General features: G+C 35.9%; 25 protein-coding genes. 5 read left to right on the top strand and 20 right to left on the bottom strand.

Annotated elements, in window-relative coordinates; translation table 11 throughout:
• Positions 1-18 precede the first annotated feature (18 nt).
• The 9 genes from G6W45_RS06635 to G6W45_RS06595 all read right to left on the bottom strand — a co-directional run bounded on the left by G6W45_RS06635 (position 19) and on the right by G6W45_RS06595 (position 7696).
• The gene (locus tag G6W45_RS06635) at positions 19-2307 is read right to left on the bottom strand and encodes a helicase HerA domain-containing protein (protein WP_194167953.1); all 2289 of its coding nucleotides are present in this window, start codon (positions 2305-2307) and stop codon (positions 19-21) included.
• Positions 2308-2315: 8 nt separating this feature from the next.
• Positions 2316-3398, bottom strand: coding sequence for a PilZ domain-containing protein (locus G6W45_RS06630; RefSeq protein WP_194167952.1), 1083 nt, complete (start codon positions 3396-3398; stop codon positions 2316-2318).
• Positions 3399-3520: 122 nt separating this feature from the next.
• Entirely contained in the window at positions 3521-4120 is a 600-nt protein-coding gene (locus tag G6W45_RS06625; RefSeq protein WP_103570590.1) for a peroxiredoxin, read from the bottom strand.
• Positions 4121-4356: 236 nt separating this feature from the next.
• Positions 4357-5364 (bottom strand): beta-ketoacyl-ACP synthase III, encoded by a 1008-nt coding sequence (locus tag G6W45_RS06620; protein WP_194167951.1) that lies wholly within the window; start codon positions 5362-5364, stop codon positions 4357-4359.
• 3 nt (positions 5365-5367) lie between these two features.
• On the bottom strand, positions 5368-6357 hold the full coding sequence (plsX, locus tag G6W45_RS06615; protein ID WP_194167950.1) for a phosphate acyltransferase PlsX: 990 nt from the start codon (positions 6355-6357) through the stop codon (positions 5368-5370).
• 3 nt (positions 6358-6360) lie between these two features.
• A complete protein-coding gene (gene rpmF / locus G6W45_RS06610) occupies positions 6361-6507 on the bottom strand; it encodes a 50S ribosomal protein L32 (RefSeq protein WP_002942540.1) in 147 nt (48 codons plus the stop codon).
• Between the two features lie 12 nt (positions 6508-6519).
• Complete coding sequence (locus G6W45_RS06605; protein WP_194168058.1) at positions 6520-6879, bottom strand: DUF177 domain-containing protein; 360 nt, start codon at positions 6877-6879, stop codon at positions 6520-6522.
• Positions 6880-6895: 16 nt separating this feature from the next.
• Positions 6896-7309: a nucleoside-diphosphate kinase gene (ndk, locus tag G6W45_RS06600; protein ID WP_072594491.1), complete on the bottom strand. Its 414-nt coding sequence runs from the start codon at positions 7307-7309 to the stop codon at positions 6896-6898.
• Positions 7310-7411: 102 nt separating this feature from the next.
• Positions 7412-7696: an NADH-quinone oxidoreductase subunit I gene (locus G6W45_RS06595; protein WP_021091598.1), complete on the bottom strand. Its 285-nt coding sequence runs from the start codon at positions 7694-7696 to the stop codon at positions 7412-7414.
• 174 nt (positions 7697-7870) lie between these two features.
• On the opposite strand from G6W45_RS06595, the gene uvrA reads away from it, so the two are divergent.
• On the top strand, positions 7871-10699 hold the full coding sequence (gene uvrA, locus G6W45_RS06590) for an excinuclease ABC subunit UvrA (protein ID WP_194167949.1): 2829 nt from the start codon (positions 7871-7873) through the stop codon (positions 10697-10699).
• Positions 10700-10756: 57 nt separating this feature from the next.
• Here uvrA and G6W45_RS06585 read toward each other — a convergent pair whose 3' ends face one another.
• Complete coding sequence (locus G6W45_RS06585; RefSeq protein WP_194167948.1) at positions 10757-11929, bottom strand: O-antigen ligase family protein; 1173 nt, start codon at positions 11927-11929, stop codon at positions 10757-10759.
• 86 nt (positions 11930-12015) lie between these two features.
• Between G6W45_RS06585 and G6W45_RS06580 the strand changes: the two genes are divergently transcribed.
• Genes G6W45_RS06580 through G6W45_RS06570 form a run of 3 tightly spaced genes read left to right on the top strand, consistent with a single transcriptional unit; the run spans position 12016 to position 14852 of the window.
• On the top strand, positions 12016-13044 hold the full coding sequence (locus G6W45_RS06580) for a glycosyltransferase family 2 protein (RefSeq protein WP_194167947.1): 1029 nt from the start codon (positions 12016-12018) through the stop codon (positions 13042-13044).
• A 3-nt stretch (positions 13045-13047) separates the two neighbouring features.
• Positions 13048-14097 (top strand): glycosyltransferase family 4 protein, encoded by a 1050-nt coding sequence (locus G6W45_RS06575; RefSeq protein ID WP_194167946.1) that lies wholly within the window; start codon positions 13048-13050, stop codon positions 14095-14097.
• Positions 14094-14852 carry a polysaccharide deacetylase family protein gene (locus tag G6W45_RS06570; RefSeq protein ID WP_194167945.1) on the top strand — a complete coding sequence of 253 codons (759 nt, stop codon included), beginning with the start codon at positions 14094-14096 and terminating at the stop codon, positions 14850-14852. Before G6W45_RS06575 ends, G6W45_RS06570 begins: the two co-directional genes overlap by 4 nt.
• 8 nt (positions 14853-14860) lie before the next feature.
• On the opposite strand, the gene G6W45_RS06565 is transcribed toward G6W45_RS06570, so the two are convergent.
• From G6W45_RS06565 to waaC, 8 genes are read right to left on the bottom strand one after another with little or no spacing between them, the layout of a single operon-like run.
• The gene (locus tag G6W45_RS06565) at positions 14861-15646 is read right to left on the bottom strand and encodes a glycosyltransferase family 25 protein (protein ID WP_194167944.1); all 786 of its coding nucleotides are present in this window, start codon (positions 15644-15646) and stop codon (positions 14861-14863) included.
• Positions 15639-16145 (bottom strand): nucleoside/nucleotide kinase family protein, encoded by a 507-nt coding sequence (locus tag G6W45_RS06560; RefSeq protein WP_194167943.1) that lies wholly within the window; start codon positions 16143-16145, stop codon positions 15639-15641. Before G6W45_RS06560 ends, G6W45_RS06565 begins: the two co-directional genes overlap by 8 nt.
• Entirely contained in the window at positions 16145-16942 is a 798-nt protein-coding gene (locus G6W45_RS06555; protein ID WP_194167942.1) for a polysaccharide deacetylase family protein, read from the bottom strand. Before G6W45_RS06555 ends, G6W45_RS06560 begins: the two co-directional genes overlap by 1 nt.
• Positions 16939-18012 (bottom strand): glycosyltransferase family 4 protein, encoded by a 1074-nt coding sequence (locus G6W45_RS06550; RefSeq protein ID WP_194167941.1) that lies wholly within the window; start codon positions 18010-18012, stop codon positions 16939-16941. Before G6W45_RS06550 ends, G6W45_RS06555 begins: the two co-directional genes overlap by 4 nt.
• Before the next feature lie 4 nt (positions 18013-18016).
• Positions 18017-19078 (bottom strand): putative lipopolysaccharide heptosyltransferase III, encoded by a 1062-nt coding sequence (gene rfaQ / locus G6W45_RS06545; RefSeq protein WP_194167940.1) that lies wholly within the window; start codon positions 19076-19078, stop codon positions 18017-18019.
• Positions 19075-19779: a glycosyltransferase family 2 protein gene (locus tag G6W45_RS06540; RefSeq protein ID WP_194167939.1), complete on the bottom strand. Its 705-nt coding sequence runs from the start codon at positions 19777-19779 to the stop codon at positions 19075-19077. Before G6W45_RS06540 ends, rfaQ begins: the two co-directional genes overlap by 4 nt.
• Entirely contained in the window at positions 19773-20666 is an 894-nt protein-coding gene (locus tag G6W45_RS06535) for a lipid A biosynthesis lauroyl acyltransferase (RefSeq protein ID WP_194167938.1), read from the bottom strand. Before G6W45_RS06535 ends, G6W45_RS06540 begins: the two co-directional genes overlap by 7 nt.
• Positions 20659-21633, bottom strand: a complete 975-nt coding sequence (waaC, locus tag G6W45_RS06530; RefSeq protein ID WP_194167937.1) for a lipopolysaccharide heptosyltransferase I — start codon at positions 21631-21633, stop codon at positions 20659-20661. Before waaC ends, G6W45_RS06535 begins: the two co-directional genes overlap by 8 nt.
• A gap of 63 nt (positions 21634-21696) precedes the next feature.
• On the opposite strand from waaC, the gene G6W45_RS06525 reads away from it, so the two are divergent.
• The gene (locus tag G6W45_RS06525; RefSeq protein WP_194167936.1) at positions 21697-22728 is read left to right on the top strand and encodes a 3'-5' exonuclease; all 1032 of its coding nucleotides are present in this window, start codon (positions 21697-21699) and stop codon (positions 22726-22728) included.
• A 71-nt stretch (positions 22729-22799) separates the two neighbouring features.
• Here G6W45_RS06525 and G6W45_RS09665 read toward each other — a convergent pair whose 3' ends face one another.
• On the bottom strand, positions 22800-23342 hold the full coding sequence (locus G6W45_RS09665) for a hypothetical protein (RefSeq protein WP_196780152.1): 543 nt from the start codon (positions 23340-23342) through the stop codon (positions 22800-22802).
• A gap of 1 nt (position 23343) precedes the next feature.
• A partial coding sequence (locus tag G6W45_RS06515; protein ID WP_194167935.1) for a hypothetical protein occupies positions 23344-23954 on the bottom strand: 611 nt, incomplete at its 5' end.

The raw sequence follows: 23954 nt of genomic DNA, 5'->3' as shown, positions 1-23954 counted from the left end.
TACTAATTGTTTTATAAATCATCTCCACAAAAGTACGACCTTTTCGTCATAGATATCGCTTTTCTTTGGTGAAATTTGTATTTCATTTATGTTGATATTTTTTATATCGTTTGCTTCTTTTAACGCATCGCACTCTTGTGCAAATTTCTCTTCAAGTTCGCTTATAGCTAAATTTATATCATTTACGCTTTGCTCGCTAAGTTTTACATCACTTCTTTCTTTTAAGACTCTATTTGCGCTTCTTGCACTCGATGCGATTTTACCCGCATTTTGACGAGATAAAAGCTTGTTGCCAAATATCGCTCCAAGTATGCTAGCGCCTATATTTATGGCAGCATCAAGCCCACTTGTGGTCATCTCTTTTTGCTCTTTATCAAGCTTTGTTAGAGCCTTGTTTAGCTTATCTTGTAAGCTTTTTCGTTCTTTTTCAAATTTTGCTGTGAGTTTTGCAGTTTGTTCTTCTAAAATTTCATTGCACTTATCTTGAAGCCTGATATAAAACTGCTCCTTTGTTTCATTTTTTTTTGAATAAATTCCCAATGCTTCAAAGGTGTTAAATTTGAAATTTCTATACAGATATTCTTTAAAATCTTTTTGGATATTGTCAAAATTTTTAGCTTTTAAGATGAAATTTGGCACAGCTGCAAAGCTTGCGTCACTTGGCTCATTTTCGCTTGCATCAACGTGCATGCCTTCGCTAGCCTCGCTCCAGTTTGGCTCTTTGTCATTTTCGCTAAGCTCGTAAAGGTAGCTTATTTCATAAACGCTATCGATGCCCTTTTTGGCGTCATAAATTCTTACCTTCGCACTTGCAAATAAATTTGGCGTGAGGCTTTTTGAGTTAGCATAAAGTTGCGTTATTTCATTTGAGATTATGGGCTTTATACTAAATTTCATCTCACTTTTATCGATCCTTGTATCAGATAAATTTTCTTTTTGCTCTTTCATCAAATTTGAAATTTGCTCACGGCTTAGCGGGCCTTTTAGATAGCTAAGTGCCCAGCGCGTGGAGATGACACTTAGTCCGTCTTCGTTTATATTTTTAACTAAAAAATTTCTCTTTGCCAAATTTGATATGAGATTTTCAAGCGAGGCTTTATCTAGGTTTGAGCCAGAGATACCACTTAGTCCACCTATAACGCGTGCTTTGTCCTGGGCTGTTTGGAGGCGGCCGATGAACCAAGTGCCGATGTTGCTAAGGCCTTTGTAGTCAAGATCTACTGGGTTTTGCGTGCTTAATACGCAGCCAAGACCAAATGCACGAGCTTGCTTTAAAAGTGTGAGCATAGGCATTTTTGATGGCGGATTTGCGTTTGGCGGAAAAAAGCCAAAAATTTCATCCATATAAAGGATCGCTCTAAGTGAGCTTGTGCCCTCGGTGCCGCGCATCCACGCGATGATCTCGTTTAGTAAAAGGGTGACAAAAAACATCCTCTCAGCGTCATTTAGGTGTGAGATCGTAAAGATATTGCACTTTGCTTTGCCGTTTTCGTCAAAGAGCATCTTTGAAATTTCTAGTCTAATGCCTTGAGTCCAACCTTTAAAACTTGGGCTTGCGATGAGAGCGTTTATTTTCATGGCAAGCTTTAGGCGCTCACTGCTTGGATAGAATGTATCGACGTCAAAAACGCCTATCTTTTTAAAAGGCGGATTTGCGATGAAATTTATGAGCTCTTCGATGCTGACATCTTTTTGCTCTTTAAATTTAGTATCAAATATGGTTGAGATGAGAAGCTGTTCTTTTGAATTCATGTCCTCGGAATTTATACCTACAAGAGATAATACCGAGGCCGCGAGCGAATTTATATAGTTGCTAAAAATTTCTTCGTCATTGATATTTGGGCAGGCAAAGTCGCTAAGTAGCGCCACGCCTATACCAGCTGAGCTTTTTGGGGTGTAGATGTTAAAGCTAGCGCTCTCTTTTAAAATTTTTACTCGCTCAAGATCTTGAAAACTCGACTCTATGCCGTTTTTCCAAAGCTCGGCTTGAGCAGCGGCAAATTCCTCTACACTTTGACCTTTATTAGCTACTTCTGCTTCATCTATGTATGGTAAAAAATCCTCCGGCCTCATCTGCGGAAAGGTGAGGGCCAAATTTGTGATATCGCCCTTTGGATCGATGATAATGGAAGGGATATTGTCTATGCAGGCCTCTTCTAAAAGCGTGATGCCAAGGCCTGTTTTGCCGCTACCAGTCATACCGATAATGGCTGCGTGAGTGGTTAAGTCCTTGTTTTTATAAAAAAATGGCTCTTTATCTTTTAGTCCGATGTAAAAAAGTTTTAAATTTTCTTGTATGGTTTTCACTAATTGCCTTATTCGTATAAATTTATACGTGAGCGAAGCTCGTCAAGCGTCTCTTTTATGCGCTTTTGCGTAAAATCTTTTATCGTTTCATCATCATCAATGAGTTTCATACAGTATCTAATGTAACCTTTATAGGTTATTTCAGTAACTAATTTTAGCCTTAAAGAAACTCTTTTTACTATTTTTTCAGACATCAAGAGATCAAAATTGACTTCTAATTCTTCGTTATCTTTAAAATTTGCAGATTGTGAACTTAATACACTTATGCCGCCTTCGGAAACATCATAAAGGCTACCTTCGATCTTGTCTTGTTTGCCTTTGATAATAGTTTTAGTAAAACGATTTGGTAAAATACGTTGGAATTTTCTTTTGTACGCATACATTGTTGTATTTAGCGAGAAATTTGAAAAAGTAACACTTTTATCTGTTATATTATAATTTATGATATCTGCACACAAAGGCTTTGAGAAAAAGCTATTTGGCAAAATAAAACCTTTGCCGTCTTGCTTCATAGCTAAAATTTGCATCATATCCACGCGAAAAACGACACTATCTTCTTTAACTTCTAAAATTTCAGCCTCATATTTTATATTTAGTCCATCATATAAATTTAAAAGCTCTGGCCTTACCTTGGCTTTTTTCATGCGAGTGAATGTATTGATCGGATCTTCATAAAAAAATGTTCCGGTTTCAATCATGTCTTTTACATTTGTTTCTTGCTGGTCTTTGGCACCACATAAAATTTCTTTGATTCTTGAAACGGCATTTACGAAATAACCTACGAAGGTGCTATTGTCGCAAGAGTGACTAAAATTTAAAGTCAAATTTAAAAGTAGGAAATTTATTAATTCGTCTCTTGCGTTTGATTTTGGTATTAGAATATTTAAATCATCTTGTAGCTGCGTAGCATTTGGCTTTTGAATAAGCAGTGTATCAAAGATGTTTTCAAGACAAATTTTTACCTGATCGTGCGGTACGATAAATGTTAGCTGTCTACAAAATTTGATACCATCGTCGATAAATTTATCTCTTAATTTAAGTATGCTATCTTCGCAATTTATTACAAGCTCTTGCCTGCCTTTAAAATCCATGTAGTCTCCGGAATGTTGTTGATTAAAGCCAAGGCTATGATATAAAAAGTTATATTAAAAAAGTATTTAAATTTATTTGGAGGAGAAATTTCTAGGTAAAGATACCTAGAAATTTCTATTGATTATAGTTTGCTTTCGTTGTGTGAAAGGTAGTCGGCAACACCTTCAGTGCTTGGTTTCATGCCAGCATCACCTTTATTCCAGCCAGCTGGGCAAACTTCGCCGTGCTCATTTGTAAATAGCATAGTATCAACCATTCTTATCATCTCATCGATGTTTCTGCCAAGTGGAAGATCGTTGATAACTGCATGGCGAACAGTGCCATCTTTATCTAGTAAGAATGAGCCACGAAGTGCTACACCAGCATCTTCTAGAAGTACGTCAAATCCGCGAGCGATTGATTTTGTCATATCAGCTACGATAGGGAAGCGAACTTTGCCAATACCGCCTTTGTTTACTGGAGTCTCTTTCCATGCAAAATGTGAGAATTGGTTGTCGCATGAAACCGCGATAACTTCGATACCACGTGACTTGAACTCGTCATATCTTTTGTCAAATGCGATAATTTCGCTTGGGCAAACAAAAGTAAAGTCCATTGGATAGAAAAATACAACCGCGCCTTTCTCGCCAATATTTTTATAAAGATTAAAATCATTTACAATTTGATTATTTCCTAAAACTGCTGCAGCTGTAAAATCAGGTGCTTTTTTTGTTACTAACATTTGTTCTCCTTAATAATAAATTTTATTGATTGCGAAATTATATCTATTCAAAATTAAATTTAGTTTAAATATATTTTAGAAATTTTTGTGTAGTAAATTTATTGTTATTGGTAAAAGCAGAAAATGGATTTTGTTAAAAGTTGTAAAAATTTGAATTTTTAAAAAATTATTGATGAGAATACTTGAAAGAAATTAGTAAAAGCGTTGCTAAAAATTTAGAAGATTACTTGCTGTAATTATTGTAAGTCGCTAAAATTTTTTCCACCAAATTTTAGAATCGCTGATCCCCATGTAAAACCGCCACCAAATGCATCAAGAAGTAAAACTGAACCATTTTTGATGCGGCCGTCTTCATAGGCATCATTCATAGCCATCGGAATTGAAGCAGAGCTTGTATTGCCATATTTAGCAACAGTTAAGACACACTGCTCATCCTTAAAATTTAATCTATTTTTTACTGCATCTATTATTCTTATATTTGCTTGATGAGGTATAAAAAAATCGATATCTTCGCTTTGCATTTTATTTGCATGCAGAATTTCTATTACGCTTTTGCTAAGTGTTTGAACTGCTATTTTAAAAACTTCATTTCCACTCATATGGATGAAATTTAGTCTATTTTTTAGTGTTTCCTCGCTGGCTGGAAATACACTCCCGCATCCTGGAGTTATTAAAAGTTCAGCTTGCTTACCGTCACTTGCTGTATGGATATCGATGATCTCATTTTCATTGCCACTACTAATTACAGCTGCACCTGCTCCATCACCAAATAGTATACAAGTGCTTCTATCTGTATAGTCAACAATAGAGCTTAATTTTTCGGCTCCGATAATTAATACATTTTTTTTGGCACCGCTAACAATGAGAGAATTTGCAAGCTCTAAAAGATAAATAAAACCTGTACAAGCCGCACTTATATCAAATGCTGTAACTCCATAGTTTAAACCCAAATTTGCAGCTATTTTGCAAGCAGTAGAAGGCATACAAAGATGATCTGGAGATATTGTAGCACAGATGATTGCATCTATTTGAGATTTGTCAAGTCCTGAGCGTTTTATGGCTAATTCACCAGCTTTTGTACCAAGGTCACTTGTTGTTTCGTTAGTTGCAATATGCCTTTGCTCGATACCTGTTCGCTTTACTATCCATTCATCACTTGTTTCAACCATTTTCTCAAAGTCAAAATTTGTTAAAATTTTTTCTGGAATGTAAGAAGCGATAGAAATCAGTGAAGCTTTTGGCATATTTTACCTTGCAAAGTGCGAAAGTTCTTCTTCGATAACTTTATTTATATTTGAATTAGCAAATTTTATTGCTTGAAAAATTGCATTTTTTATAGCTTTTGAATTACTTTTACCATGACTTATGATAACGCAACCATTTACGCCAAGAAGCGGTGCGCCGCCATATTCGTCATAGCTAACCTGCTTTTTAAGTGTCTTAAAAACTTTTCTCATGAGTACAGAGCCAGCTATAGCAAGAGGTGATTTTTTAATTTGTTTTTTGATAATTTTACCTATAGCATCTGCAACGCCTTCGCTAGTTTTTAAAAGAATATTTCCCATAAAACCATCACAAACCATTACGTCTATACTGCCATCAAAAATTTGATTACCTTCTGCATTGCCAACAAAGCTATCAAGTCTAGAAACTAATTTAAATGCTTCTTTGCTAACTTCATTACCTTTGCTTTCTTCTTCACCATTTGATAAAAGACCAACTTTTGGTTCTTTTCTACCTAAAATTTCTTTTGCATAGGCTTCACCCATTATGGCAAATTGAAACAAATGCTCGCTTCTGCAATCAACATTTGCACCAACATCTAAAACCAAAGTCGCAGATTCTTTTGAATTTGGCATAAGTGTTGCAATTGCTGGACGAGAAATATTTTTTAGTCTACCAATTCTTAGAGTAGCTAAGCTCATAGTTGCACCACTATGACCAGCAGAAACTACAGCATCAACTTCCTTATTTTTTAAGAGCTCAATTGCTTTGTAGATCGTACTATCTTTTCTTTTAAGCGCATCAGTTGCGCCATCTGCCATTGAGATAACTTCGCTAGCTTCTAAAAATTCGATATTTTTTAAATAAGACTGTGGAATGAGTGGTTTGATGACATTGCTATCGCCAACTAATACAGCTTTAAATTTTGTCTCTTTTAGTGCATCAATAACACCAGATATTATAGGATCTGCACCAAAATCACCACCCATAGCATCGATAGCAATGCGAATCATATTTTAATATTCACCTGTAGTTTTGTTTATGCGGTGAGGCATTTTCCAAGAACCATCTTTGTCTTTTACAGGTACTGGAAGTGTAACTTTATAATGTGTTCTGCGTTTTGCTGCACGAGAATGACTCACTCTTCGCTTTGGTACTGCCATTTTTACTCTCCTTTATAAATTTTTACATTTTTCACAATAGAAATAATCGCTTTTAAAAGCTTCTAACTCACTCTCAAAGACTTCTTTTAAATCAATATTGCCATCAAAAAATTCCATCGTATCGCTAAGCTCATTTTCGCTATCTTTATAAATACCGTCACTTAAATTTAGCTCTACATCTTGATCGATAGGTAACATAAATGCTTCACCGCATCGATCACAAACATAATTTATATTCCCTTTTATTTTGCCTTGGCATTTTACCAAAAAAGGGTCTTTTCTTTTTAAAATTCCAATAAAAACTAAATTATCATTTCCTACTAGCTCAAAGTTTATATCTTTGTTTGCTATTTTAGAAAAAGATATAATCAATTTTCTTGACCTAAAATTAGCAAATTTCTCTTGAAGCAAAAAAGAAATTTATTTCATTCACAGCATTTTCTAGACTATCACTTCCGTGAACTGCATTTGCATCAATGCTATCGGCAAAATCAGCCCTTATAGTACCAGGAGTTGCTTCTTTTGGGTTGGTAGCACCCATAAGCTCACGGTTTTTAGCAACAGCATTTTCACCTTCAAGTACCATAACCACAACTGGTCCACTAATCATAAATTCAACCAAATCATTAAAAAATGGTCTATCTTTATGAACAGCGTAAAATGCTTTTGCATCGCATTTGCTAAGTTGGATTTTCTTTGCAGCTGCGATCCTTAAGCCATTACTTTCGAATCTATCTATAATCTTTCCAACAACATTTTTCTTAACAGCATCAGGCTTAATAATAGAAAGTGTTCTTTGCATAAATTTTTCCTCAAATCTAGGTTATTTAAATTGAAGTTGGCAATTATATCAAATAAAGCTTAAAAATAAAATAGGCTCAAATTGAGCCCAAAATTTATCAATTTATTGAATAACTGGAATAGAACCATTGCGTGCATCAGCACCGATCTGATCGCGTGAAGGTTGTCCCGCTACAACAGCGTCCCATACAATACAACCATCAGTTGGACAGGCGGATGCACAGGCTGGCTCATCGTTGTAGCCTACGCACTCAACGCATTTGTTTGAATAAACATAGTATGTATCTGCTCCAGTTGGGTTGTCGCTATCATCAACGATAGCTGAAACTGGGCATTCATCAATACATGAACCACAGCTTATGCATATATCAGTTATTTTTACAGACATTTTTTCTCCTTAGATTAAAATTTGGCGTAGAATATCAAAAAAAGCTGAAAATGATATAAATAAGCCCTTAAATTTAACTACGATCTTAAATTTTAGAAAAACTACTTTATAAATCTTTTATCACTTTTAGACTAAATTTACAGATTAAAATTTTAAAAAGGTTGTATAAATTTAATGAACGATATTATTGAAATAACTGGCGCAAGGGAACATAACTTAAAAAATATAAATCTTAAAATTCCTAAAAATAAATTAGTAGTTTTTACCGGTCTTAGCGGAAGCGGCAAGAGCACGCTAGCCTTTGACACGCTCTATGCTGAGGGGCAGCGCAGATACATGGAGAGCCTTAGCAGCTATGCTAGGCAGTTTTTAGATCGTGTAGGCAAGCCAGATGTTGATAAGATCGAGGGTTTGACGCCTGCAATCGCGATCGATCAAAAGACGACTTCTAAAAACCCTCGTTCGACGGTTGGCACGATCACTGAAATTTATGATTATCTAAGGCTTTTATACGCAAGGGTTGGCGTGCAGCACTGCCATAAATGTGGCAAACCTATCTCAAAAATGAGTGCAAGCGACATCATAAATGAAATTTCAAAGCTCCCACTTGGCGCAAAAGTGATCATCTATGCGCCGCTAGTTCGTGAGAAAAAGGGCACATGGGCGGATTTGATCGAAAATTTACGCCAAAAAGGCTTTGTCAGAGCGCAAATAGATGGCGTGGTGGTGAGGCTTGATGAGGAGATCGAGCTAGCTAAAACGAAAAAACACACGATAAAGGTCATCGTTGATAGGATCGCTATTGATGAGCAAAATCACGAGCGCCTTGCAAGCGACGTGGAAAAGGCGCTAAATGAGAGCTTTGGCGAGGTCGAGATAGAGATCGCAAATGCTGATGAGCTGGGCTTAAAAGAGAGCTTTATACATTACAGCGAGCACATGGCTTGTTTTGATTGTAAAATTTCATTTACGCCGCTTGAGCCACTTAGTTTTAGCTTTAACTCACCAAAGGGTGCTTGCGAGCACTGCGACGGACTTGGCATAAGATATAGCCTAGATATGAGCAAGATCATCGATGAAGAAAAGTCGATAGAAAACGGTGCTATCAAGCTACTTTATGGCTATAACATGAGCTATTATTATAAATTTTTACTTGCTTTTTGCGAGCAAAATGGCATCGATATCAAAAAGCCTTATTGTGAGCTTAGCGAAGATGAAAAGAGGCTTGTTTTATATGGAAATGTCAAAGAAGTTGAGTTTTTTTGGAAGCGAAATAAACTACTTAGAAAGTTTGATGGTGTTGTTAAAATTTCACACGGGCTTTTGAAGGATTATAAAGACTTTGATGAGTATATGAGTGAGAAAATTTGTGATGCTTGTAACGGTCACAGGCTAAAGCCTCAAAGTTTAGCAGTCAAGGTCGCTGGCCTTGGACTTGGTGAAATTTTAGATATGAGCATAGAAAACTGCACCGCTTTTTTCTCGAATGAGAAAAATTTCGCATATCTTAGCGACTATGACAAGGCGATCGCAAAGCCTATCTTAAAAGAGATCAACGAGAGGCTTTTCTTTTTGTATGACGTGGGGCTTGGCTACTTGTCGCTTGGACGTGATGCTAGGACGATCAGCGGTGGCGAGGCACAGCGCATCAGGATCGCCAGCCAGATAGGAAGTGGGCTAAGTGGCGTCATGTACGTGCTTGATGAGCCAAGTATTGGCCTACACGAGCGAGATACACTAAAACTCATAAAAACGCTTAGAAATTTACAAGCCAAAGGCAACTCTGTAATCGTCGTCGAGCATGATAAAAAGACGATAGAAGAGGCTGATTTTATCGTAGATATCGGCCCTGGAGCTGGTAAATTTGGTGGTAATGTGGTCTTTGCTGGCATGGCAAAAGAGCTTTTAAGCTCAAACACTCAGACCGCACAATACATAAACGGTAAGAAAAAGATCGACTATCAAAAAAATAGAAAAGCTGAGAAGTGGCTCGAAATTTCAAATGTAAATATCAATAATATCTCAAATTTAACCGCGAAATTTCCGCTTAGAAACCTTGTAGGTATCACTGGCGTTTCAGGATCTGGCAAGAGCTCGCTAATACTTCAGACCTTGCTTCCAGAGGCGCAGGAACAGCTAAATAGAGCAAAAAAGGTAAAAAAGATAGCTGGGGTAAATTTAAGTGGACTTGAAAATTTAGACAAGGTCATATACCTCGATCAAAGCCCGATCGGCCGTACTCCACGATCAAATCCAGCGACATATACTGGTGTGATGGATGAGATAAGAAATTTGTTTGCACAGACCAAAGAGGCCAAGCTTAGAGGCTATAAAATAGGGCGCTTTAGCTTTAACGTCAAAGGTGGGCGCTGCGAGAAGTGCCAAGGTGAGGGTGAGATCACGATCGAGATGCATTTTTTACCTGATATAAACGTGGTTTGTGACGTTTGTAATGGCGCTAGATACAACGCCCAAACCTTGGAAATTTTATACAAAGGCAAAAACATCGCCGAAGTACTAAATATGAGCATAGATGAGGCGGTTGAGTTTTTCAAGGCTGTGCCAAAGATCGCTTCAAAACTTACCACACTGCAAGACGTGGGGCTTGGCTACATCACGCTTGGACAAAATGCAGTCACACTTAGCGGCGGCGAGGCGCAGCGCGTAAAGCTAGCAAAAGAGCTTAGCAGAAGCGATACCGGAAATACGCTTTATATCCTTGATGAGCCAACGACTGGGCTTCATTTTGCCGATGTCGATAGGCTAGTAAAGGTGCTAAATCACTTAGTTGATCTTGGAAATTCAGTCTTTGTGATCGAGCATAATATGGATGTTATCAAAAACTGCGACTATATCGTAGATATGGGACCAGAGGGCGGCGCAAAGGGCGGTAAAGTGATAGCGTGCGGCAACGTAAAAGAAGTAGCTAAAAACTATAAAAAAACTGGTAGCTACACTGGAGAATTTCTGGCACAAGAGCTTGAGGAAATGAAGAAAAAGTAGAAATTTAGCTCAACCGTTTCTTTGTAAAATTTGAAACGGTTGAGGCGTGTTGGAGCATTAGCTAATTTTTAAGGTCGATTTTTCATCTATCGCACTTAAAGCTAGAGCCCAAAATAGTAGCATTAAAAGTGCATTTTCATGGTGAAATGTTGTATTTGCAAGTGAAATTATATTATTAGCCATAAGCATTAAAAGTGCAAGAAAAACTATGCTATTTTGTCTAAAATCTTTAATGAATTTTATAAATAGTGATAGTTGAAATACCAAATATGCAAGCAAGGCAACGATGCCCTTTTCTGTTAAAAATGTTAAAAAGGTATTGTGTGCATGACTAACATGAACTTCAACATTGCCTGGAAAATATTTTGTTATATCAATGATCTTAAACTCACCAGAACCTATCCCAAATAAAGGGTGTTCTAACCACGTATAAAATGCACTAGCAAAGATTGGATATCTAGTCTCTGATCCAGTGACCCCCTTTGTTAGTTGACTATACAATCTTTGATCTTGAGTGATATTTGTTGATATGTACATATAAGAAATAGCTATTACACCAAATAAAATTATCAAACTTAATAAAAATTTTATTTTTATCTGTTTATTTAAAATTTCAAAAAGCAAGTAAGTAAAAATAATGATTGGCAAAAGATACATTGTAGCTCTAGAGCCAGCTATCATTATTCCAAGGACGCAAATTCCGGCAACACTTATGCCTATATACTTTTCAAAAATTTCTTTGCTATTTATCGAAACTAATGCTACACAAAAAACTAGTAGCATAAAAATAGCGCTATGATTTACGTGTCCTATTGATTTAAGCTCAAAAAGTGCAGTCGGATCACTTGAAGTAAATTTCTTAACACAAGCTGGAATAAATGCAACGATAAAACCAGCAAATAAGGCAAAAAATAAAAATTTAAAATTTATTTTTTCTATGCCAACACTTCTGGCTACAAAGAAAAATAGCATACACCTTAGTGGATCAAGCGCTCTTGATGCAGAAACTCCATTTACAAGGCAACTTATAAAAGTAGCCAAAACAAAGATAAAAAGTGAGATACTTATGAGATCAAATTTAAATTGCCTTTTTTCTTTGACGCAAATATAAATTCCAGCCAAGACAAAAAGTGTAAGTGAAATTTGTTTTAAACCTTCAGTTACTGGTAGCGTAAATAAGATGATAACTAAAAAGAGATTGTAGAGCTTAGACACAATATCGTTTTTCATGCAGATCCTTTAAATTTTAAGTGGGCATTTTATCATTGCTGAACTAAAAATAATATACAATTAAACAAAAATTAAAAGGAAGTATCATGCCTGATGTGAAAATAAGCTTTGTAGTGCCTGTTTTTAACAAAAAAGAGCACATTAGGGATTGTTTAAATTCGCTTATATCTCAAGACATGGATGATATTGAGATTATAGTTATTAATGATGGAAGTACTGACAATACGCTAGAAATATTAGAAGAATATAAAGATAAAATAATATTAAAAACAAAGAGCAATGCTGGTGTCAGTGCTGCCAGAAATGACGGTATATTACTAGCTAGTGGGAAATATACTATCTGCGTAGATGCTGATGACTATGTGGAAAAAGATTATGCTTCATGCGTTTATGATATCTCAGAAAAATTTGATGCCGACATAGTGATAACAGATATGTGTAAGGTCTATGGTCATAAAAAGCTCCTTTTAAAGGATTTTGAGACAAAAGAGGATGGCGTAATCGATAAAAACGAGTATTTAAAAAGGCTTTTGGCCTCAAGGCACAACAAAGTCTTGCATAATGCGGCAAACAAGGCGATTAGGACTAAAATTTTAAAAGAAAATTTATTTCCAGTTGGGATCACGCAAGCTGAAGATTTTCACGCTATAGTGAGAAATGTTATCGCTTCAAAAACTCTTGTAAAGTTAAATAAAGCATTTTATTATTATAAGATCGGAGACAACAACACTGCTGGTTTTGAAAAGCTAAAAGCTGTGATGGATCATAAATTTGTTTATGACGATATAATCTCAATTTTAAAAAACAAAAATTTAGCTCTTGAAATGGTGCCTGATCTAGAATTTAGAAAGATAAAAAGCGTCTATATGCCAGCTATTTCGGCGAGACCAAATCTAAAAAATAGTAGCTATGTAAAGGCACTTGATCTTTTTTATGAAGATATCGATATCATCATAAACTCATCTGGTTTTTCAAAGCTTAGATTAAAACAAAGAATTTTGCTTAAAGTGCTAAAAAATATAAAATCGTACGAAAATGTATCAAAAATTTTAAAAATCTTTAATACAATAAATGGCTTTTTGTCAAATAAAAAAATGAAAGAATTTAAAGAGTAAAAAATGATAAATATACTTGAGCTTGAAAGCTCTCTTGGATTTGGTGGGCAAGAACACCGTACACAGCGTGTGATAAATGGGCTAGATAAGAGTAAATTTAAGGTTTTTTATGGGCTAAATCCTGGCTCAAAAAGCTTTGAGAAGCAAATAGAGTGTGAATTCGTTGAGTTTAATCTCAAAAAGTCTTTTAATATCTTTGAAATTTTAAAAATTTGCAAATTTGTAAAACAAAATAATATAAAAATCATCTCAACGCACTCAGGAAAGGACGGTACCATAGGCGCTATCGTAGGCAAAATTTGTGGTGTTAGTGTGGTTCGCACTAGGCATTTGCAGCTACCTATAACATCGCCTTTGCCTTATAATCTAAGTACAAAAGTAGTCGGCGTGTGTGACTCAGTATGCGAGGATCTTATAAAAAGAGGCGTGAAAAAGGAAAAAGTTATCAAAATTTATACAGGTATCGATACTCAAAAATATACGCCAGAATTTAAGATAAATATGAAAAAAGAATTTGGCTTAAATGACGACGTAGTTGGAGTTTGCATCGTTGCAGTGTTAAGAGCTGCTAAAAATCATAAGCTCTTAATCGATGCATTTAGCGAGTTAAATTTAGAAAAATCAGCCCTTTTTATCGTAGGTGATGGCCCACAAAATAAAAATTTACACGAATATATAAAAGATAAAAAAAATATCTTTATGCTCGGAAATAGAACCGATGTGAGCGATTTTTTGGGCTCTCTTGATATTTGTGTGTTGCCTTCAGAGATGGAGGCGATCGGTGGAGCGCTACTTGAAGCGTCTTCTTGCAAGTTAGCCACTATCGGAAGCGACGTGGGCGGTCTTGGTGAGGCAGTGAGTGATGGAAAGAGTGGATTTTTATTTAAAAATGGCGATAAAGAGGGACTAAAAAAAGTACTTGAAAGGCTCATCTTGGATAAAAATTTAAGAAAACAGATGGGTGAGTTTGGCAGAGAGTACGTAAAAGAGGTTTTTAGTATCGAAAAAATGATAGAAAACACACAAAATTTATATATGGAACTTGCAAAATGAGCGTAACAGTTTTAATGTATCATCATGTGCTTAAAAAAAGTGGGTTTATTGCAAGTAGCGTAGATGAGTTTAGAGATCAGATGAAATTTTTGGCTCAAAATGGCTACAAATCGCTAAGCTCTGCTGAGTTTGTGGCATATAAAAAAGGTGAGCTTAGCGTGCCTAAAAAGAGTGTCTTTATCACATTTGATGATGGCTGGAAGGATAATTTTATCTACGCATATCCTATTATCAAGGAATTTAATCTTAAAGCGACTATTTTTCTAGTTGCTGGCTGGATAGAGCAGGCGAGTAGAAAAAGTGGCGAGTTTATAGAGCTAGATCATAACGAATACAAAAATGCTGCACCAACTAGACCTGAAGATGTCTTTTTAAACTACGAAGAAATAACAAAGATGAAAGAGTGCTTCGACTTTCACTCGCATACTTACACACATTTTGATGATTATTTTGGTATTTGTGAAATGAAAGAAAATTTTACAAAGTGCAAAGAATTTATGTATAAAAATTTTGGCTTTGATGACAAGCTACTTTGCTGGCCAAGAGGTAAATTTAATGATGAGATAAAAAATGTGGCAAAAAGCATTGGCTATGAGGTTTTTTTCACAACAAAGCGTGGGATAAATAAACCTGATGGTGTGCTTGATGACATAAGGCGTATAGCTGTAAAAAAAGATGCAAGTTGGCTAAAAAAGACACTATTTATCTATCAAAATGACTTTTTGGGCTCAATATATTCAACACTAAAATCTTAGGAGAAATTTTACTTTGTAAAAATTCTCTCATTTTTAGCTATATGTTTTTCATAAAATCTTGAAATTTTGTATGAGAAATTTTTATTACATCTTTTAAAAAGAGAATTTATCTTCTCTTTTTGCTTTCTTTGGATTTCCAAGCTAGAGCTATTTAGCTCCTCTGGATGAGAAAAGATATTGCTAAAATACATTTTTAGATCAGTATTTTTTAGGATCGCTTCCCATTTATCGGCTCCGTAAAGGCCATCTTTGTAAAAATCAAGCAGAGCTTTTGCACTCTTTCTTGTTAGAATGTAAGCAGCCGTTCTATATATACTAGCGTATGAGTATGGTGAGATAAGATATAAATTTTCTTTTATTTTTTTGCCAAAAGCACGAAATCTACTATTTAATCCATCTTGTACACCGCATATCAAAATGCTATCACTACTTATATCTTTGCATAGCAAAAAGGCCTCATTTATTAACTCGTCATTTCCAATAACATCATCCTCTAATATTAAAGTAAATTCCGCGTTGCCTTGTAAAAAATCCTCATAAGCTTTTATGTGTGACATTGTGCATGCTAGCTCACCTGGTGTCGCAATTAATGGCGGTATCTTAAATTTATAATCTTCATTGCAAGATTTTAACAAGCAATCTATCATGGCGCTGTAATACTCATTGACGCTAAAATTTTTAGCATCAACTGCATCTATTATTTTAAATTCATCATATCTTTTAAATTGTCTTTGTAAATTTTGCCTTCGCTCTTCATCTCTTTTTAATGATATTACATAGATGGGATTATTCATTTTTTGCTCCAACTTTTGAGTCAAATTCTAACTTGACTTTATATGCAAGGCCTGCTAGATCAAGCTCTTTTTTGTTTATATGCTTTTGGGTGTTGATAAAATCGTCTCTAGAATTTCTTTTATAAATTCTAGCGATTCGAGCTTCTTCATCAGTGTTTAAAATACAAAGAATGTCACATTTACTTATACGTAAAAGTGGATTTGTGCTTACGTATATTAAGACTTTTACAAATGGCATGATAAATTTAAAGAATGGCTTTAACTCGTCTTGATGATCACTTTTGATTTTTATCTTTGGACGAGCTATAAATAAATTTAGGCTCATTACATCATCATCGATTACAGCGATTTGATAAGGTTTAAAGTTTTTAAATCCATTTTTTCTAATTTGTTTTGCAAGTGTGCTTTTGCCACTACCATGAAGCCCAGTAAGAGCGATTAAGGCTCGTTTTTTATCTTTTAAAATTTCTTTACAAGCCTCATTTAATGCTCCAAGCATTATTTATAGCCTCTATTTCTAAAATTTGAATATAAATTTCCTAGCACCGGCGTAGAATAGATAAAAAGCTTCTTTTTGATCCTAAAAATGTAGTCGCTCTCGCTTTTTGCATTGTTTGATATGTCTATGCGTCTTATCTTAAATTTATCATCTCCTACGCAAAATCCACCATCTATCACACTAAAAGCAAAGTCATAATACTCTCTTACAACTTTTAGTGAAAGCTCGTTAAAGTGCCCTTTGGGAAAGCAAAAGCCAAATTCTTGTTTTTCGGGAAATAGCTCTTTTATCTTAGCCAGCGAGCTAGAAAATTCCTCTCTTAACTTTGTTTCATCATTGCTTTTACAAGAAAAGTGGCTCGCTGTATGGCTATCAAACTCAAAAAGCCCGCTCTCTTGCATCTGCCTAATCTCGTCTAAATTTAAAAAATACTCCGCGTCTTTATCATAATCGATCTCTTTATGTTTTTTAAATGCAAAGTCGTAATCTTGTCTTTTAAAATCCTTGATCTTATCTGTTATCAAAAAGCAAACAGCTGGAATATTTAGCTCTTTCAAGATAGGAAATGCAAATTTATAATTATCAAAATATCCATCATCAAAAGTTAGTAAAATGCTCTTTTTTGAAGCTTTTGCTCGGCCACTAGTTATATCTTTAAACTGGCTGTAGTTTATAAATTTATAGCCCTCATTTAACGCCATCAAAAGCGCCTTTTTAAATAGCTCTGGCTTAATGGCAAAGTCGTTTTTATTGTTATTACAGTGGTGCATCGTTAGCACGCAAACTGGGTAGTTCATTTTTGCTCCAGTAAATTTTTAATAGCCTCTTTTAGCGCCTTGTGGCTAAAGTTTTCATCCACAAATTTAAAGGCGTTTTGTGAGTAAATTTTGGCTTTTTCAGGCTCATTTATCAGCTCCAAAATGCACTCTCTTAGCGAAATTTCATCTAAATTTTTAGCACAAAGCCCACGCTCTTTGTTTTTAACTAGTACATTCATTGGTGCGTTATCGTAGACTACGACTGGTACTTTTGAGCTCATTGCCTCAAGTAGGACTGTACCAAGCCCCTCAGAGTGCGAAGCAAAGACATAGATATCAAAACTTTTTATAACATTTGCCGCGTCATTTCTAAAGCCAGTGAAGATGATCCTGTCTTTTTCGTCAAACATAGAGGCGATCTGCTCTTTTGTGCTGTCGCTAATGTTGCCAGAAAATACAATAGTCGCATCCTTTGACTTTAAAATTTCTTTTGCGGCACTTGCAAAGTCAAAGACGCCTTTTTTGCGGTAAAGAGAGGTGAAAGTACCGATGACTAGCTCATCTTTTGCGACATGAAACTCATCTCTAAAAGTGCTTTTTGTGCTATCAATCTTTTCAACATCAACCGTGCTTGGCATAAAAACTAGCCTATCTTCGCTAACGCCGATGCTTAACAAGTACTCTTTGACGCTATCTGAGATGTATAAAATTTTATCAAATAGCTTTTTGTGCATGAGTTTTGAAAGAAAGCCTTTTATAGGAAAAAGATTATGCCTTTCCTTGTAAAATTTAACGCCCTTGCTTCGGTAAAATAGTCCAGCAACGGCGCCGACCCAGCTATCAGTCGAGCCATGTGTGATTACGATATCTATCTTGTTTGAGCTTATCGCTTCGCAAAGTGCTGGCACGCTTTTATGAAAATTTTTCTTATTCATCTCTTGTGCTATAACACTAAAGCTTTCTTCTTTTGCAATGCTTTCTATCTGAGAGTTTGGGTTGCAAAAAAGTATGACATTATGACCCATCTCGCGCATAAAACGCATCTCATTTAGCGTCTTATTTTGCTCGCCACCCCAGTTAAAAAGTGTCTGCGTGTGAAGAATATTCATCTACCTATCCTAAAATTTCTTTTATTTTGGCTTTTATTTTTGGCATTTCGTCGCTAAAATCCATCAATGTCTTTTCTATGCCATGCTTTGCTATGCCCTCTTTATCGCAAGGCACAAAGTCCCAATCTTTTTGATAGACGATATGCTTGCCCATGCTTTGTATGCCATTTTGCGCTGTGTAGCCATTTTCCATAAGTGAGTTATCCCAAGGCCCCCACTCAAAAGCATTGCTTGGACCAAAAAAGGCTATGACTGGCACGTCATTTGCCGCAGCGATGTGCATTATAGCAGTATCAACACCGATAAAAAGGCTTGAGTGCTTTGATATGGCGATCGTTTGTTTCAAATTTAGCTTACCACCTAAATTTATAGGCTCGCTCTTACAAATTTTTAGTACGCTTGCTAGCTTTTCTAGCTCATTTTCTTTATTATCACTTGTTAGCACGACCTTTACGCCAAGCTCATTTTCGCAGTAGTCTATGAGCTCTGCCATGCTCTCATCATTTGCGCATTTAAACATCCAGCGGCTTGTAAGATGCATATGTACAAAGTATTTTGGTAAATTTAGATGCTCCACGCTCTCGTCTGAAAATACACTCACCTTTTTGCTCACTGGTTCAAACCCCAAAGCCCTTAAAGCGTTTAGATTATGATCGATCGTATGTGAAAAATTTTCATAGTATTTCGCTTTGACGTTTAGAAGTTTATTTATTGATTGATTTTTGCCAAGAAAGCCTACTATTTTTTTGATCTTTGCATATTTTGAGATGATGATGCCGCGGTCTCCCGTGGTTGTTTGCACCGCCATATCGTATTTTTCTTTTTTGATGGCTTTTATAAATTTTATCTCGGTAATTAGTTTTTTTAAAAAGCCAGAATTTGCACTTTGTCTATCGTAAATGTGGATTTTGTTTATGTAAGGATTTCCTTCTATCATCGCTTCTGTGCCTTTATTTAGGGCAAAGTCGATGGTTGCGTCTGGGTAGTAGTGGTGTAAATTTTCAATGAGCGGCGTAGTCAAAAGTACGTCGCCGATGTTTCTAAATTTAATTACAAGTATTTTCATTTTATGTATTTCCAAAATGTGTACTGAGCGTAAAGTCTGGCTATGACGTAGCCAGTAAAGCCCTCTTTAAAGCCGCCTTTTAGCACATAAAGCTTAAAAAATGTCCACGCTGGGCTTGTTAGAGCTTTAAATAAATTCTTTTTTGCGCCCATGCTTGAGTAGCGATTTTGTTTAGCTATAAACTGCTCGATGCTCTCATATGCGTAGTGTAAGAAGTGATTTTTAAGTGCTCCAAGCTTTTGCGAGCCGTCATTTAAAACGACCTTTTCATGCACAGCTCTGCCATCAAATTTGGCAAAATTTTTGTTAAAAAGCCTCACTGTGTAGTCTGGATAGAGCCCCATATTTTTGATCGATTTGCCAAAGAAAAAATTTAGCCTAGCTACGTTGTAAGCCATAAATTTTGGCTCTTTTAGTGTATCTATGATCTCGTTTTTAAGTTCATCCGTGATCACCTCGTCGCTGTCAAGCACAAAGATCCACTCATTTTTAGATAGATCCACGCCCTTTTGCTTTTGCGTGCCAAATCCCAGCCAAGTTTGCTCGTGAAATCTCACGTTGCTAAAGCCATCACAAATTTGCCTTGTGCTATCTTTTGAGCCGCTGTCAACCACGATGACCTCATCAGCAAAATTTGTACTTTCTAGCACTTCTTGTAGATATTTTTGGCTGTTGAAAGTTAAGATGACGACACTTAGCATTTATACTCATTTTCGTAAAATCTCTTAAACCTTTGGTGAAACCAAAAGTACTCCTCAGGCCTTGCTCTAACCATCTCTTCGCACGCGCTACACTGCATTTGCGTTACTTTTCGTACCGCCTCTTCTTTGTCAAATTTATTTATATCAATGGCTGGCGAAAAGCAAATTTCGCTTATATTTTCATCTTTTTGATAAATAAATGCATTAATTATTAGGGCATTTGTTTTTTGAGCTAGTACGCTCGCAGCTGGCGTGTGAAGCACATCTTTGTCAAAAAATTTCACCTTTATGCCATCTTTTGGAGCGGTATTTTGATCGACTAAAATTCCCACTATTCGCCTAGCTTTTAGCGCTTTTAAAATATCTTTTGCGCCGCCATCTTTGTTGATGAGCTCCACGTTAAACTGTGATCTGTTGGCTCTTAAAATTTTATCCATGACGCTACTATCAAGCCTTCTGCCAAGTACTGAGACTGCACCAAAACGAGCAGCCATTGCTAAGCTAAAAAGCTCCCACTGCCCAAAATGCGCGGTCGTCACGATAATCGGACGATCAAGCTTAAGCGCTTCAAGCAGATTATGCTCATTTTTAAAACTAACTTTTTCAAGCACTTTTTGCTTTGTCGTGTTTTGATTGAGGATAAAATTTATACCAAGATATTTTGCAAAGTTGTAGTAACATTTTTTAGTGATCTCTAGCTTCTCTTCCTTGGTTTTTGACTCACCAAATGCAAGAGTTAAATTTGTCATAACGACGTGAAGTCGCTTTTTATTAAGCTTCATATACGAAAAAGCTAAAAATTTAGCGAGCAAATCTCTAAGTGAGCTAGGTAGTAAAAATATAAAAAATTTTAAAGTATAAAAGCCAGCCAGATAGAGCCTATCCATTTAGTAGCCTTTTTGCAAAATTTGCAATCGTTTCTGGGAAAATCTCTCTTATGCAAAAGTCGTTTTTATCGATACTTCTGGCGTCTATTTGCTTGCCCATATCTATAACTAAATTTTTATCCGTGATGTAAGCATTTCTGTGGCTTGGACGGTTGCCAAAAAGTGTGATAGAAGGCCTATTCATCGCCCAAGCAAGGTGTGTTAGACCACTATCGTTGCCGATTATCAGATCACAGCTTGCAATGAAGCTTATCATCTCTTTTATGCTAAGTTTTTCAAGTAGCTTTGCTGAGGTGCCTGAGATGATCGCCTCAGCCCTTACTTTCTCGCTCTCACTTCCGTAACAAAGGTAAATTTCACACCCTTCAAGGAGCCTAATCACGTCTTTAAATTTGTTATAAATTTTGCTCTCTTCGCTTGCAAAGGCAGCGATTAAAACGCGCTTTTTACCACTTTCATTTTTATAAATTTTACTTGCTTCAAAACAAGGTACTTTTTCTAAAATTTCACTTGCTTCAAAGCTAAAATTTAGAGCGTATCCAACAAGGCTTAAATTTCTAACTATGATATTTTCATTGTAGTCGATCTTAAATTTATGCTTGTAAAGCCTAGCTGCGATCTTTTCTTTGACACTTTCTCTACTAAAGCCATAAGTTTGCTTGCCTATTATTTTTGCGACGACAGCTGATTTAAAAAGTCCTTGCAGATCGATCACTTTGTCAAATTTACTAAGAGTTTTTAGTATCTTGTAGCTTTGTTTAAAGCTTTGTTTAAGCGGTAAAACGACTAGCTCGTCGATAAGCGGATGATCTTTTAAAAGGCTTGCGAAACGAGCATCAACCAGCCACGTGATATGGGCATTTGGGTAGTGCTTTTTGATAAACTGAAGCACAATAGCTGCGTGCACGATGTCCCCAAGAGCGGAGAGTTTGACGATGGCTATTTTTAGTTGATTTTTGTTTTGCATTGATCACTTTAGATATAAATTTTTGGTATGATTTTAAAAAAAAATGCTTAAAAAAGGGCTAAAATGGCGAAAAGTTACATCTGTGTCTTTGACTGCGAAACGATACCTGATGCAAATTTGATAAGAAAAATTTATGGCATTGATGGGAGCGATGAAGATGTGAGCATGCAAGCGATGGTGCTGCAAAAAGAGGCCAGCGGGAGTGAGTTTTTACCTGTGATGTTTCATAGAGTTGTGGCGATCTCTGCAGTAATGGCCGATGAATACGGCAAATTTTTAAAAGTTAGCACGATGGAGGGTAAGGACGAGCGCGAGATCATCGCTAAATTTTTAAAATTTATAAATGATTATAACCCAAGGCTTGTTAGCTTTAATGGCCGTGGCTTTGACCTACCGATGCTAATGGTACGTGCGATGCGCTACAACCTAAATGCGGCAGCGTATTACGAGAGCGAAAACAAAGAGCTAAATAAAAATAAATGGGAAAACTATAGAGCCAGATATTCGCCTAAATTTCACCTTGATCTGCTTGATTTTATAAGCGATTTTGGAAGCGTAAGAGGGCTAAAGCTTGATACGCTTTGCGCTAGCTTAAATTTACCTGGCAAGTACGATGTGCACGGCGATCAAGTGCTTGAACTCTACTACGCGGGCGAGCTTGATAAGATAAACGAGTACTGCGAAAGCGACGTGCTTAACACCTACTGGCTCTTTTTAAAATTTGAACTTTTACAGGCAAATATCTTACAAGATGACTATATAAATCACCTAAACGTGATGAGTGAATTTCTAGCCAAAAACTGCGCTCACAGAGGATACACTGAGGTCTTTTGCACTGCGATAAGCGACGAGCTAGCTAGACTTAATGGCAAGCTTGATTACGAGATAAAGATCCAAAAAGAAGACGATGAAGAATTTGACGATTTTAGCGATCTTGATGGTGTGAAAGATACACCAGAGCAGCTAAATGAGCGTTTGGTAAGACAAGGGCTTGATGGGCTTTTAAAAAAAGCTAGCGAGGTTGCGTCAGCTGCCAAAAAAGATAAGAGTTTTGCCGAAGAGAAACTACCTGAAATAAATTTGGAGGAAGAATAGAAAATCTACGCTTTTAGGCCGTAAAATATCTTTTGCTACTCTATGGAATTAATATCCTGATCCGCGGAATATCACGGGTACTCAAATCCAAATTCATACTCTTTTAAAACTCCATTAGAAAAGATGAATTTCTCGTAGTAGAGTAGCATATCAAATTCTTGCAAAAGTTTGCTTTCATTTTGCTCAGTGATGTAGGTGACAATAGAAATGGCATTTTCTTCTTGCAGATCGTTTGGCTTACCTAGCTTCTTTAAAATTTGCTCTTGTTTGTCGCCAAGTTTGATACCAGAATTTGTAGTAAAATCTTTTATTTTGCTGGAATTTATATAATCTTTAGTCAAATTTTTATCAAAAAATTTAACATTTATCCTTTGGACCTCACCGCTACTACCACAACAAAAATCGAGCGTCATTATCTGTGTTCTTGATAAATTTATGAAGCTTGCCTTTTCGCCATCTAAGAAATATTTGATTTTTTTAGATGATAAATTACTTGTAGGTAAAATTTTACCTACTTTGATTTTGTCTATGCTTGTTGTGCGCGGTAAATTTTCACTAGCTGTTAAATTTAGAAAACCTAAAATTAGAGATAGTATTAAAAAATGTCTTATCATATTATTCCTTTACTGTAATTTTTTTTGGAGGCTTAGAGTTATTTGGATTATTTTTCATGTTAATAGTAGCATGAATGCTCTTTTCGTGTTTTAATAAATTTTTCATAATTTCTTCAAACTCCAAAAGCTCTTTTTGGGTGCCAGTAACTCCAATACAACCAAGTGTTCCTTTGCTGTTACCATCGGGATGAATTCTTAGAAGTGATCTTTCAGTTTTAAATTGTGGATTTAGGTTAAAACTAAAACCTACTCCATGAATATTCATACCAGGATTATAATCTTTGTCTTTTCTTCTGTCTCTATATGTATCAACTGTATATTCTCCATTTTGTGGAGCACCGCTTCCAAATCCACCAGCTACCATTGCAATGGACAGTATAATGTCATCATTTTCTTTTAAATATAAAAGTCCATTTCCCATTTTACCATTTTCCATTATTCCCTCGATTAATATGTCGTATATCTTATTATTGACATCAACCCCAACCCCCTCATCCCCATCTTTCCACATACCTTTATCTACTCTAGTTAAACTCTTTGATTCATTAAAAGAGTTAATAAATTTATCCATATTCTCTTTATTTAATAAATTTATACCAAGCTTATCATCTT

Origin of the sequence: Campylobacter concisus (genome assembly GCF_015229955.1) — a bacterium.
Taxonomy (GTDB): domain Bacteria; phylum Campylobacterota; class Campylobacteria; order Campylobacterales; family Campylobacteraceae; genus Campylobacter_A; species Campylobacter_A concisus_AT.
Note: the sequence above shows the minus strand (reverse complement) of the source record. Positions and strands in the feature narration are given on the sequence as shown.

What these genes read in the sequence shown, in the direction of transcription:
- G6W45_RS06630 (WP_194167952.1), bottom strand. Translation starts at nt 3,398, where the DNA reads ATGGATTTTAAAGGCAGGCAAGAGCTTGTAATAAATTGCGAAGATAGC.
- G6W45_RS06625 (WP_103570590.1), bottom strand. Translation starts at nt 4,120, where the DNA reads ATGTTAGTAACAAAAAAAGCACCTGATTTTACAGCTGCAGCAGTTTTA.
- G6W45_RS06620 (WP_194167951.1), bottom strand. Translation starts at nt 5,364, where the DNA reads ATGCCAAAAGCTTCACTGATTTCTATCGCTTCTTACATTCCAGAAAAA.
- plsX (WP_194167950.1), bottom strand. Translation starts at nt 6,357, where the DNA reads ATGATTCGCATTGCTATCGATGCTATGGGTGGTGATTTTGGTGCAGAT.
- rpmF (WP_002942540.1), bottom strand. Translation starts at nt 6,507, where the DNA reads ATGGCAGTACCAAAGCGAAGAGTGAGTCATTCTCGTGCAGCAAAACGC.
- ndk (WP_072594491.1), bottom strand. Translation starts at nt 7,309, where the DNA reads ATGCAAAGAACACTTTCTATTATTAAGCCTGATGCTGTTAAGAAAAAT.
- G6W45_RS06595 (WP_021091598.1), bottom strand. Translation starts at nt 7,696, where the DNA reads ATGTCTGTAAAAATAACTGATATATGCATAAGCTGTGGTTCATGTATT.
- uvrA (WP_194167949.1), top strand. Translation starts at nt 7,871, where the DNA reads ATGAACGATATTATTGAAATAACTGGCGCAAGGGAACATAACTTAAAA.
- G6W45_RS06585 (WP_194167948.1), bottom strand. Translation starts at nt 11,929, where the DNA reads ATGAAAAACGATATTGTGTCTAAGCTCTACAATCTCTTTTTAGTTATC.
- G6W45_RS06580 (WP_194167947.1), top strand. Translation starts at nt 12,016, where the DNA reads ATGCCTGATGTGAAAATAAGCTTTGTAGTGCCTGTTTTTAACAAAAAA.
- G6W45_RS06575 (WP_194167946.1), top strand. Translation starts at nt 13,048, where the DNA reads ATGATAAATATACTTGAGCTTGAAAGCTCTCTTGGATTTGGTGGGCAA.
- G6W45_RS06570 (WP_194167945.1), top strand. Translation starts at nt 14,094, where the DNA reads ATGAGCGTAACAGTTTTAATGTATCATCATGTGCTTAAAAAAAGTGGG.
- G6W45_RS06565 (WP_194167944.1), bottom strand. Translation starts at nt 15,646, where the DNA reads ATGAATAATCCCATCTATGTAATATCATTAAAAAGAGATGAAGAGCGA.
- G6W45_RS06560 (WP_194167943.1), bottom strand. Translation starts at nt 16,145, where the DNA reads ATGCTTGGAGCATTAAATGAGGCTTGTAAAGAAATTTTAAAAGATAAA.
- G6W45_RS06555 (WP_194167942.1), bottom strand. Translation starts at nt 16,942, where the DNA reads ATGAACTACCCAGTTTGCGTGCTAACGATGCACCACTGTAATAACAAT.
- G6W45_RS06550 (WP_194167941.1), bottom strand. Translation starts at nt 18,012, where the DNA reads ATGAATATTCTTCACACGCAGACACTTTTTAACTGGGGTGGCGAGCAA.
- rfaQ (WP_194167940.1), bottom strand. Translation starts at nt 19,078, where the DNA reads ATGAAAATACTTGTAATTAAATTTAGAAACATCGGCGACGTACTTTTG.
- G6W45_RS06540 (WP_194167939.1), bottom strand. Translation starts at nt 19,779, where the DNA reads ATGCTAAGTGTCGTCATCTTAACTTTCAACAGCCAAAAATATCTACAA.
- G6W45_RS06535 (WP_194167938.1), bottom strand. Translation starts at nt 20,666, where the DNA reads ATGGATAGGCTCTATCTGGCTGGCTTTTATACTTTAAAATTTTTTATA.
- waaC (WP_194167937.1), bottom strand. Translation starts at nt 21,633, where the DNA reads ATGCAAAACAAAAATCAACTAAAAATAGCCATCGTCAAACTCTCCGCT.
- G6W45_RS06525 (WP_194167936.1), top strand. Translation starts at nt 21,697, where the DNA reads ATGGCGAAAAGTTACATCTGTGTCTTTGACTGCGAAACGATACCTGAT.
- G6W45_RS09665 (WP_196780152.1), bottom strand. Translation starts at nt 23,342, where the DNA reads ATGATAAGACATTTTTTAATACTATCTCTAATTTTAGGTTTTCTAAAT.